We start from the raw sequence: 9,326 nt of genomic DNA, 5'->3' as shown, positions 1-9,326 counted from the left end.
ATCGAGGTCCTCAAACAGCTCAAGGCGTTCTACCGCGAGGAGCGGGTCGTGCTGGTCTGGGACGGACTGTCCGCCCACTGGAGCCGGGCCATGCGTGCCTGGGCCGCCGATCAGGACTGGCTCACCCTCGAGCGGTTACCCGCCTACGCGCCCGAGCTCAATCCGGTGGAACTGCTGTGGTCATCACTCAAGAAACGCGAACTCGCCAACCTCGCCGGCGACCACCTCGCCGATGTCGCCGACGCCACCGAACAAGGCATCCACCGCATCAACCAGAACCACCAGCTGCCATGGTCCTTCCTCACCCACACCGGGTTGACCATCCATCCACCAGCCCCACAGAACTAACGAAAAGATCAGTAGTGAAGGCCCGTCATGCCACCGTGACCGCAGCACCGCCAGTCCGGGAGACCAGTCCTCGGCAGCTGGGGCACGGGCGATACCGGACAACGCTCTCAAGGAGGCGGACGTACGGGATCCCTCGCCCGGAGCCCTTCGATGTGCGGCGAGACGTCCTGTAAGAGGAAGCCAGCGGCCCTGAGGAAATGGGCCGCTGGATACTCCGGCAGGTCAGCGCCAACCGAACATCGGCACCTCGCACGCATCGGACGGCCCGAGGCACACCCTTGACCACCGTCGAGCCGTCCGCTCTGCGTATGACGGCAGCCGTGCCTCAGGCGAACTGCCGATCGGCGAGCTCACATGTCGCGGCTGTCGAATCGACGTGCTCGCACCAGATGCCGATGTCGGGGCCCTCCGGTGTGCGGAAATTCCACCCGACGTCTCCCCGGTGCAGGTAGGACCGGACATCGCCGTCGGCGATGTCCGATAGCGCGGTTTCAACGTCGTCGGCGACCTCGCACCAAGGGCAAGGGGCGCCCTGCCCGTCCGGGCGGCACCCCTGACACTGCTGGGAGAAGTCGTCCCTCTGGGAGCACAGTTCCGCTCGCAGATGCTCCAGCGCGCGGTCGATATCGTCGAAGCACGCCGGGGCGACGGTCGGCAGATATCCGGGAGTGTTGCTGCTCACGTGCAGGTGCGTGATCACTCGCCTGCCTCCACGATCGCTCCGTCATCGAGCGGACGGTCGGGATGATCGCCCAGGAACTCTTGTGTGGCGTCCTGCCCTCCCTCGATGACGTCGATGCTGTAGCCGTAAGTGGACAACACGCCACACGCCGCGTCCTCGCGGCCGAGGCGCTCGACGTCGCCTTGCACGGCAGCCCGCAGTTCCTCAGCGGCCTCCTCGTAGGTATCGCTCACAGCGACCAGGTCGCCGTTCTCACGCCACACGCGGAACTCGCGCTGGTGAGCGCTGGGGTCCGCGTTCTGCGACGAGAGAGTCACCTTCGTCTGGAAGTGGGTCAGCTTCTCCTCCAGCACCTCAGCCCCATCCGGGCACATCTCCCGGGGGTCGGGCAGGGGGTCGGTGCTGTAGCCGTAGGCGTAATCGGTCTCCGAGCCGACCACCTCACCGTCACCATCGACGACGTCGCGACCGAAGATGATCGCTCCGAACCACAGCGCCTCCTGAGGTGCGGCCCTCCAGGTGTTGCTGGTCTCGCTCATGTCCGTAATCCCTCCCAAGGTGGTCGGACATGGCCAGGGGCCCGGGATCCCAACCCGAGCCCCTGGCGGTTGCTCATTCCTAGTGGCCGTGGGAGCTGCGGCCGCCGCGCCATGCCTGCACTCGCGGCAGAGTCGACAAGATCACTGATGGCCGCCGGCGGTGACGATCGTGATCTGCCGGTCGCGTCCGGCGTAGAAATGCCGCACATCGTTCTCAGTGGCCTCGGGCGCAAGCGGCAGCGGCAGCCACTCCTCCAACTGTTCGCTCCAGGTCACCCATTGCCCGTCAATGCGGGCAACCTCCAACGGCTGCATCGGTCTTCCCTTCCACAACCCGGACCGCGGGCGGCCGGCGCCCGGGGTCAGCCCGGGGGCCGGCCGCAGCGATCTCACACCGGGAACGAGCCTGGCCCGCCCATCGCCCCCATCACCGTGGCGGCGATCGCGAGCTGGATGCGGATCGCCTCGAACTCCTCCGGGCTCACCGTCACGGTGAGGGTGCCGTCGGGGTTCTCAGTCGCCTCGACGATGGCCATCCCCGGGGGAACGGCGGCGCCCGGCTCCTCGGGCGACGACGACCCCCCGCTGCTGCCGTCCAGCAAGTCCCCCGCCATCGAGCACATGTCACACATGGGATTCCTCCCTCACGGAATCCGACTGTCCACTCTGAACAGCCGTGGGTACGCCCCGCCGACGCTCAGGCGCACGACATGGCAGTTCACAGTGGAGCGAGCACTTCCCTGGTCAGCCGATGGAGGGGCACCAGCCGACCAGGGACAGGAGCCCTGCCCGAACCCGAGGAGGGGCGCGGAAGCCGGGCAGGGAGCAGGCGGCGGCCGCTCAGCGACCGCTGTAGGCGAGGTCCGGCGCGTCTAGCAGGGACACCGGGCCCTCGAACACCATCGGTTCGGGGGGCGCGATCTCCGCCTGCCGCAGCTCGCGCTCGATGCGCGCCAGCACGTCATCGGAGCCCTCTGCTGCCAAGGGCCGAGGGTCACACTCGTCCGGCACCCGTAGGAATGGCGGACCCTCCGCACCGCATCCCTCAGCCACGCACAGCGCGGCCATGGAAACCGGATACGCGACCGAACCAACGACGCGGTAGCGGGTGGCGGGGTAGTCCCGCTCGAATCCCGACTGACCCCGGTAGGTCGCCAGCGCGGTCCGCGCGGTCGCGTCGGGGTTCGCGACGAACATCTGCCACAGCACATCTCGGTACGCGTGCCAGCACGCGTACGGCCCGTGTCGACCCGACGCCGCCGTGCGCGCACCAGGCCCACGACTGTTCACCACGCGCAACCGCGCGTTGAACGAGCTGCGCCGCGACCAACGTGCTTCCGGCGCAACGATCACATTTCCCTCGTACGCTCGACGCGACACATCATTCGTGACCGCGTAGAAGTCATCCAGGGAAACGCCACGTATATTCATGTTCCTCCCTCGTATGGCTCGGGAACAACTGACACGCGACGCTGCATCGATGAAAGCGGCTCTGCTTCAATACGGTGCCAGCAACCGCCCAACCGTCCGGGCGAGAACCAGAAAACCAAGTTCCCTCCGCACACGGACAGCGGCACACTCCACCGCTAACGACCAACGGCCGCAAAGCGAAACACGCCAACAGGTCTCAACCCGCCAGCGCATCAACGCCTTCACCTAAATACGGCGCCAGCAACCGCCCAACCGTCCGGGCAGCGCGGATTGGCTCGCTGCGCTTTCGTCATGACTGTGCCCCCGGGCGACCACGCCCGGGGGCACCATCGGCGGAGTGTTGATCGCTCTAGCGCTTCTCGGCGCTCTGGTAGATCAGTTCCTCACGAACGTGATCTAGTCCCGCTTTCAGGTCACGCCATTCCCGGCGGGCATCGTCGCGAGTGCGGCGAACGGGACGACGTGAGCCAGGCTGACCACCGTGGAGGGACTGAGCGGCTTTCATCAGAACGCCACCACGCCCCAGATCGTCTACGGCGTTCGCAGCGTCCAGAACCGCCGTGAGTGTCGGGTAGTCGCGTCCGTCGCCCCATGCGGAACGAAAGATCTCCCCGCTGTACCCTGCCAGGTAGGGGGTCATTGCCAGTGCGGGCAGGGTGTCAGCGTGCGGGACTCCCCGCATGATCTGAGCACCGGGGATGGTGTCGATTTCCTCGGGCTTGACGTCCAGTCGGTACCCGTTTCGCGCGGCAGCGTCTCGAACGGCCCACTTTTGGAGCGTCTTACGGGTGACGATGATCACCCGTTCGTCCTTTCGGATGTACTGCCACGCGTAGGGCTCACGCGTCGCTACCAGCAAGGCAGCAACCTCGCACTTGTCGATGATGTCCCCGAGCCGCTTTGCGAAGATCATCACGGAGTCCTGCGTGACATCGTCGCTGACGTCGTCCGTCCCGTACGGCGCGTGCCCTTCTTTGACGATGGTTGCGCTCCCGTTCGCACGCTTACGAGAGCGGGACGCGTCCACTACTCGGCAGTAGCGCCGTGCCAGCTCCCCGAGTTCCGCGTAATCCTCCGGGGTCACGCGCGCTATGTCCTCTCGGGTGACATCCCCCCGTGTTTCCCCTTCGCCCCGCTTCTCAGAAGTCCGATTTTTCACGATCGTTCTCCGATTCGCTGTGGCGCGCGCCCGATGCGCTACGCCTACAGCTCCATTCTGCCCAAAATCACGGCGAATTCAACCCGGCGCACCGAATTTCCGGCAATTCTTTACGCGCCTAACACTCGATACCGCAAAAGCAGGACACCAACAGGGAGGGGTAAAGCTTGAAGCCAGCAAAAGGGATTCAGGCAACAAAGAAAGAGCGGCACAATAGCGGCACAATAAATGCATACCAGCAAGAAGTCGGCGAATCTCTCCCAATAGCCATTGCCCTAGACCCATACCAGGCCATCACCCAGGCCCCGCGTCCTACTGTTCAGCCGCCTTCCGGCTCTTGAGTCCGGGCATGTGCGGGTAGAGGACAAGGCGGGTTGACCTGCAACAAGGCCCGGCTGGAGGGTTACCCGTCTAGTGGGCAAGAGGAGAAGCGACCAGGGCACGAGGCTGGCTGGAGTATGAATCACGCTGGCCAGCGTCTCGGCCCATGGCGGCCCGAAATTCCTTCGCATTCTCGACGGGCCGGCTTCCGCGGTTTCCAGGTGGCACCCGCCTGCGTGACCCAAAGGGCGCCGAGGAGCCAGAGCACTGGGGCGGGAATATTTGCGCTTTCGCGCGGCTCCCGGTTCTCCGACAGGCCTAGCAAATGAGACTCTATCACTTAGCGCCGGCTCCGGCTGTCCGGACTTTTGATCCGCTGGAGGGAGTCAAGAAACGCGATGGTCTCTTGTGCGGGCTCTTCGTCGATTTCGGCTAATGCGGCGGTGAGGAGGGAGAGGGTGCGGGGGATCGCGTCGTGCTGGCCGAGGAGTGCTTGCATGCGGGCGATGCCGCGGTAGATGGACTCGTTATAGGGGTCGATCTCGCGTGCCTGCTCGAGCAATGCCAGGGCTTGTTCGGAGTCGGAGTCTCGTAGTTCGCGGATGAGCGCGCTGTGGGCGTCGAGAACGTCGCGGCGTAGGGCCTCGCGAGGTGTTTCCAACCATAGGCCGGTGAGGTCGGAGGCGAGGTCGCCGCGGTAGAGGTCGCCGATTCGGCGGAGCGCGGATGACCGTGCCGAGGTGGTACTGGCGCGGTGTTGTGCGGCCAGTGCCTCTCGGAGTTGCGTGAGATCGATGGTGACGCGGGTGTCGTCGAGTGAGTAGTGCCCGTTGTCGTGGCGGATGATGTCGCCCAGTGCGTCGTGGGTGGTGCGGAGGACACGGCGTAGTTGGCTCAGGGTGGCGTGGAAGGCGTTGTGCGGGCGGCCGGCGTCGGGCCACAGTGCGGCGCTGAGGATGTCGCGGTGCGCGCCTTTGGGGTGGAGGGTGAGGAAGGCGAGCAGTTCGCGGTGGCGGGGCGCGAGCGAGCTTGTGATGTCGACGGGAGTCGATGTGCCTGCCTGGTGGAGTGTCAGGTTGATGCGGCCGAGGACGGCGATGTGCAGGACCACGTCGCGGCTGGGCTGCGGTGGCGGTGCGGCGGCCGGGCCGTTGTCGGGGGTCGGTGGGTCGCGTGGTGCTGAGGCGCTGCTGGGGTCTGGATTGGTGGATGAGTGGGTGGGTTCGGTGGGCGCCTCGTTGACGGCGCGGTTGGCGGGGTCGTGTGGCCGCCTGCTGCGGTGATCGGGTTCGTCAGGGTGCGAGGCGGGGCGGGGAGGTGTGGTGGCGCTGTTGGCCGCGGGACGGTGGTGGGCGGGCTTCGGGGGGTGTGAGGTGGGGGTGGCTTCCCGTAGAAGGTCGTTGAGGGCCTGGGCGTCGTCGCTGGGGAGGGTGAATAGGCGCATGCCGGCGTGTAGGGGGTGGGGGGCGGTGGGGTTGGTGGCAGCGATGGTGCCGTCTTCTCGGACGCGGATGGTGCTTCCGGGGTGCCAGGGGGCAAGAAGTACGCCCATCAGCCCGAGGGTCGAGCCGTTGTCGAGGATGGCTTGCAGCCGTCCGGCGGTCTCCGGGCGTGGGGTGGCGATAAGCACGAGTTCACGGACGGACTCGGCCTTGTGCGGGCTGCCGGTGGTGGCGCGGGTTCGCGTGAGCAGTTCGCTCTCCAGAACGTTCAGGGCCTCGTCGAGATCGGCAACGACGTGCAGATGCGGCGGGTGTGGTGGGCGGCTGGCACCGGGCCCGAGCAGCAGATCGGCGTCGGCGGCGGGAACGAGGACATCGGCCGGCTGGGCGTCGGGGCGGTGGAGGTCGGCGAGCAGCCTGACAAGCAGGGCTCGAGCCGCGGCGCGGGTGCCGGGGCCGGACAGTCCAAGGCCGCGGGTGCGGGCGAGGTCGAGTGCGACGGCCCGGCCGGCGTCGATGCCGACGGGGTGGTTGCTGCTGGCGGCGGCGGTGCGGGCTCGTTCGCGTAGCGCGGCTTCGGGCACGGCGCGGGGGGACGGGTGCGGTAGGTGTTCGAGTTCGACGAGCGTGGTGTCGTCCGTCGGCTGGTGCGCGTGGTCGTGTGCGGTGCGCAGGGCACGGACGATGGGTGCCATCTCGGGCTCGTCGTTGCGTGGCGTGCCGGGGCGGTAGCGGGTGCGGCGGCGTAGGAGAACGGTGCACCAGGCGGCTGTGATCAGTGCGGCTAGTCCGAGGCCGACGAACGCGCCGCTGGGGGTCAGCAGGGCTCCCCCGTCGTCGTCGGCGGCCTCGGGGGTGTCGGGGTCAGCGGTCTCGGGCGGGGGTGACTCGTCGTGGGGTGGTGAAGCCTCTTCAGGTGACGGGAAGGGTGTGGGCTGGCTTGGTTCCGGGCTGGGCGAGGACTCGGTGGATTCGCCGGGCCGCGTGGGTTCGTTCGGCTGTTCGTCCTCGGTTTCGTCGTCTTGGTTGTCGGGTTCGGGCGGCATGGTGGGCTCGGGGAGGTGGAGGATCCAGCCGGGGCGGATGAGGTCGGGGTGGGTCAGGGCAGTGCCGTCGGTCTGGGGGCGGCCTTCGTTCAGTGTGAAGACTTCCGGCCAGCGGGCGCCGTCGCCCAGGGTGCGTTCGGCGATGCGCCACAGACTGTCGTAGACGCCGTCGCGGGGTGGCAGGACAGTGACGGCTCCGGAAGCATCCTCGGCCTCATTCGAGGACGGCGGCGCCGAGTTGAAGGCCATGGTGGCAGGCTGCTCATGTTCCTGGCCGGGGTGGGGTTGGTGGAGGACGAGCGGAGTGGCCGTCGGGGTGATGCGGGGCACGGGGGTGAAGGGGCCGAGGGTGAGCATGCCGACGAGAGCCGCGGCCAGCGCGTGCGTGGGGCTGCGGGGGCGCAGGGGTGTTCGGGGCAGCGCGGGCGAGGCGTCGTGCAGGGATCGGGCGACGTCGACAGCGAACAGGAGCCAGGCTGTCCAGAGGACGCAGGCGAGGATGGTCAGGGTGTCGCGGGTGGTGAGCTGGGTGGAAAGGGCGGTGGTGATGTCGTCGTGGCTGGGGATGCGGGTGGGCAGCGGCCAGCCTATGTAGTGGACCAGGCCCCAGGGGATCCCGACCAACAGCACTAGGAGCAAGGCCGCGGCTATGGCGGCGCGAATCAGGCGGCCGGCCATGATCACCGGGCGCAGCAGCGGGGAGGCACGACTGGCTCGGCTCCGGGAGGGCGGGCTGGTGCGGGCTCGGCGTGCGGGCATGGCCGTGGATGCTCTCTACGGATCGGGGGTGGTGGCGCCGGGCTGGGGCTGGGCGGTGCCGGAGGCGGTGACGGTGAGCTCGTCGACGCCGAGGAGTTGGAGGAGTTGGGTGGGCTGGTGTGCGGTGACCGTCACGGTGACGGTGTCCTCGGTGACCGTGATCGTGCCATCGGCGTCGGCCTGCCGAAGGTAGGTCTGGGCGAGTTGGTGGGCCTGTTCAGCATCGAGGCGAAGGGAGCCGTCGGCGCGGTAGGCGGCCAGGTCAATGGCTTGGGCGCCGGCGCGGGCTGCTTCCTGTGCCTGGCCGATGGCGCGGATCTTCGCGGCGATGGCCATGCCAGGGTCCAGGGCCAGGCCGGCGAACATCACCAGCGCTGCGAACATCGTGACTACGAAGGGGGTGAGTTGCCCCTGGTCATCGAATCTCAGCATCCGCCACTGGGCGAACCAGACCTTCATGGTGTTCTGCTTCCTTCGCCCGCCGATGCTGTCGCTGCTGCGCGATATCGATCGACGACGGCGGCGAAGTCCGCCTCCAGCACCGTGGTGCCGGGCAGCGGCAGCATCGAGAGGTCTTCCAGGCCGACGGAGCAGGCGATGTCGACGGTCACCGTGGAACCCGGTTGCAGGCTCCCGACCATCTCCACGGTGAAAGTCCGGCAGCTGATGCCCGCCCGGGCCAGCGCCGCTGTGGCGGTTGATTCGGCGTCGGCGATGGCGGCTGCGGGGGTGCGGGCCTGGCTGGCGGCTCGGGCGGCCTGGTGGGCGGCGTCGTCGAGGCGCATCCTGCTCTCGGGCCCTCGTTCGCTGTAGACGATGAGGTACAGCACCAGGAGCAGCGCTGGGATGAGCAGGACGAGCTCGGCGGCTGCCGATCCGCGGTCTGTGAGCAGCCCGACCAGGCGTCCACCGCGCGCTGGTGCGCCTGGCACGGTCGGTCTGGTGGAGGGCGTGGTCATGGGGTGCTCGGGCTGGTTGGGGCGGGTTCGAATTCTTCGGTGGGGCCGGCGGCTTCGGCGTGGACGGGGAGGTGCAGGAAAGGCAGCACCGGCATGGTGGTGCCCTCGATGCGGACTTCTGCGCGGTCGCTGTCGCGGGTGATCTGCACGGTGATGTCGCGCAGTGGGCCGGGGCCGAGCTGGTCGAGGACGAAGGTGGCTTCGGCATGGCCGTCACGTTCGGTGGCGTCCTCGACTCGGGTGGCGGACAAGGCGTGGGAGGCCGTGGCTTGCACGGTGTGGGTGGCGACGGCCCACAGGGCGAGCTGGGCGAGCACCAGCACGACTGTGATCAGCGTGGGGAAGACGACCACGACTTCGGCAATGGAGCCGCGGTCCTCGTGCAGGTGCTGCCGCAACTTGGTCGCCCAGCGTTCGGTTCTAGTCGTGGAAGACGATGTCACGGGCTGCTGCCACGATTTCGTCGCTGAAGATGCTGCCGACCGTGAGACCGATCGCGGTCAGGACCATCGTCATGATGACGGCTTCGGCGCTGTATCCGCGGTCATCTGCGGGGAGTCGGCGCAGCGCGGGTATCAGCTGGGTCCACCACTGCACTATTCGGCGTTTCAGGATCATTTTCATTTCATTTCATTCCGTC

The 9,326-nt window shown here is 67.5% G+C and carries 12 protein-coding genes; 1 reads left to right on the top strand and 11 read right to left on the bottom strand.

The genetic code is table 11. The annotated features are described in order from the left end of the window. Positions 1-348: transposase (locus ACFWI8_RS12305; RefSeq protein WP_387089189.1), on the top strand; the 348-nt coding region annotated here is incomplete at its 5' end. A gap of 325 nt (positions 349-673) precedes the next feature. Here ACFWI8_RS12305 and ACFWI8_RS12300 read toward each other — a convergent pair. From ACFWI8_RS12300 to ACFWI8_RS12250, 11 genes are all read right to left on the bottom strand, one after another. Next, the gene (locus ACFWI8_RS12300; protein WP_387089186.1) at positions 674-1,048 is read right to left on the bottom strand and encodes a hypothetical protein; all 375 of its coding nucleotides are present in this window, start codon (positions 1,046-1,048) and stop codon (positions 674-676) included. Further along, positions 1,045-1,569 (bottom strand): hypothetical protein, encoded by a 525-nt coding sequence (locus tag ACFWI8_RS12295; protein ID WP_387089183.1) that lies wholly within the window; start codon positions 1,567-1,569, stop codon positions 1,045-1,047. The genes ACFWI8_RS12300 and ACFWI8_RS12295 overlap by 4 nt, the downstream gene beginning before the upstream one ends. 141 nt (positions 1,570-1,710) lie before the next feature. Then, on the bottom strand, positions 1,711-1,884 hold the full coding sequence (locus ACFWI8_RS12290) for a hypothetical protein (protein WP_387089181.1): 174 nt from the start codon (positions 1,882-1,884) through the stop codon (positions 1,711-1,713). A 74-nt stretch (positions 1,885-1,958) separates the two neighbouring features. Then, positions 1,959-2,183, bottom strand: coding sequence for a hypothetical protein (locus ACFWI8_RS12285; RefSeq protein ID WP_311597247.1), 225 nt, complete (start codon positions 2,181-2,183; stop codon positions 1,959-1,961). A gap of 226 nt (positions 2,184-2,409) precedes the next feature. Continuing rightward, the gene (locus ACFWI8_RS12280; protein ID WP_311597246.1) at positions 2,410-3,000 is read right to left on the bottom strand and encodes a hypothetical protein; all 591 of its coding nucleotides are present in this window, start codon (positions 2,998-3,000) and stop codon (positions 2,410-2,412) included. 349 nt (positions 3,001-3,349) lie between these two features. After that, the gene (locus ACFWI8_RS12275) at positions 3,350-4,084 is read right to left on the bottom strand and encodes a hypothetical protein (RefSeq protein WP_387089177.1); all 735 of its coding nucleotides are present in this window, start codon (positions 4,082-4,084) and stop codon (positions 3,350-3,352) included. Between the two features lie 736 nt (positions 4,085-4,820). Beyond that, on the bottom strand, positions 4,821-7,727 hold the full coding sequence (locus ACFWI8_RS12270; protein ID WP_387089175.1) for a hypothetical protein: 2,907 nt from the start codon (positions 7,725-7,727) through the stop codon (positions 4,821-4,823). A 15-nt stretch (positions 7,728-7,742) separates the two neighbouring features. Beyond that, positions 7,743-8,186, bottom strand: a complete 444-nt coding sequence (locus ACFWI8_RS12265) for a hypothetical protein (protein WP_387089172.1) — start codon at positions 8,184-8,186, stop codon at positions 7,743-7,745. Beyond that, positions 8,183-8,659 (bottom strand): TadE/TadG family type IV pilus assembly protein, encoded by a 477-nt coding sequence (locus ACFWI8_RS12260; RefSeq protein ID WP_387089169.1) that lies wholly within the window; start codon positions 8,657-8,659, stop codon positions 8,183-8,185. The genes ACFWI8_RS12265 and ACFWI8_RS12260 overlap by 4 nt, the downstream gene beginning before the upstream one ends. A 23-nt stretch (positions 8,660-8,682) precedes the next feature. Continuing rightward, positions 8,683-9,084, bottom strand: a complete 402-nt coding sequence (locus ACFWI8_RS12255; RefSeq protein ID WP_387089166.1) for a pilus assembly protein — start codon at positions 9,082-9,084, stop codon at positions 8,683-8,685. A 22-nt stretch (positions 9,085-9,106) separates the two neighbouring features. After that, positions 9,107-9,304: a hypothetical protein gene (locus ACFWI8_RS12250; RefSeq protein WP_387089163.1), complete on the bottom strand. Its 198-nt coding sequence runs from the start codon at positions 9,302-9,304 to the stop codon at positions 9,107-9,109. Positions 9,305-9,326: the final 22 nt, after the last annotated feature.

The organism is Streptomyces sp. NPDC127098, from assembly GCF_042722465.1.
GTDB classification, from domain to species: domain Bacteria; phylum Actinomycetota; class Actinomycetes; order Streptomycetales; family Streptomycetaceae; genus Streptomyces; species Streptomyces millisiae.
The sequence above is the reverse complement of the archived record's forward strand: the minus strand, read 5'-3'. Positions and strand labels throughout refer to the sequence as shown.

Coding starts and splice junctions, on each gene's coding strand:
- ACFWI8_RS12290 (WP_387089181.1), bottom strand. CDS start 1,884: ATGCAGCCGTTGGAGGTTGCCCGCATTGACGGGCAATGGGTGACCTGG.
- ACFWI8_RS12285 (WP_311597247.1), bottom strand. CDS start 2,183: ATGGCGGGGGACTTGCTGGACGGCAGCAGCGGGGGGTCGTCGTCGCCC.
- ACFWI8_RS12265 (WP_387089172.1), bottom strand. CDS start 8,186: ATGAAGGTCTGGTTCGCCCAGTGGCGGATGCTGAGATTCGATGACCAG.
- ACFWI8_RS12270 (WP_387089175.1), bottom strand. CDS start 7,727: ATGCCCGCACGCCGAGCCCGCACCAGCCCGCCCTCCCGGAGCCGAGCC.
- ACFWI8_RS12280 (WP_311597246.1), bottom strand. CDS start 3,000: ATGAATATACGTGGCGTTTCCCTGGATGACTTCTACGCGGTCACGAAT.
- ACFWI8_RS12250 (WP_387089163.1), bottom strand. CDS start 9,304: ATGATCCTGAAACGCCGAATAGTGCAGTGGTGGACCCAGCTGATACCC.
- ACFWI8_RS12295 (WP_387089183.1), bottom strand. CDS start 1,569: ATGAGCGAGACCAGCAACACCTGGAGGGCCGCACCTCAGGAGGCGCTG.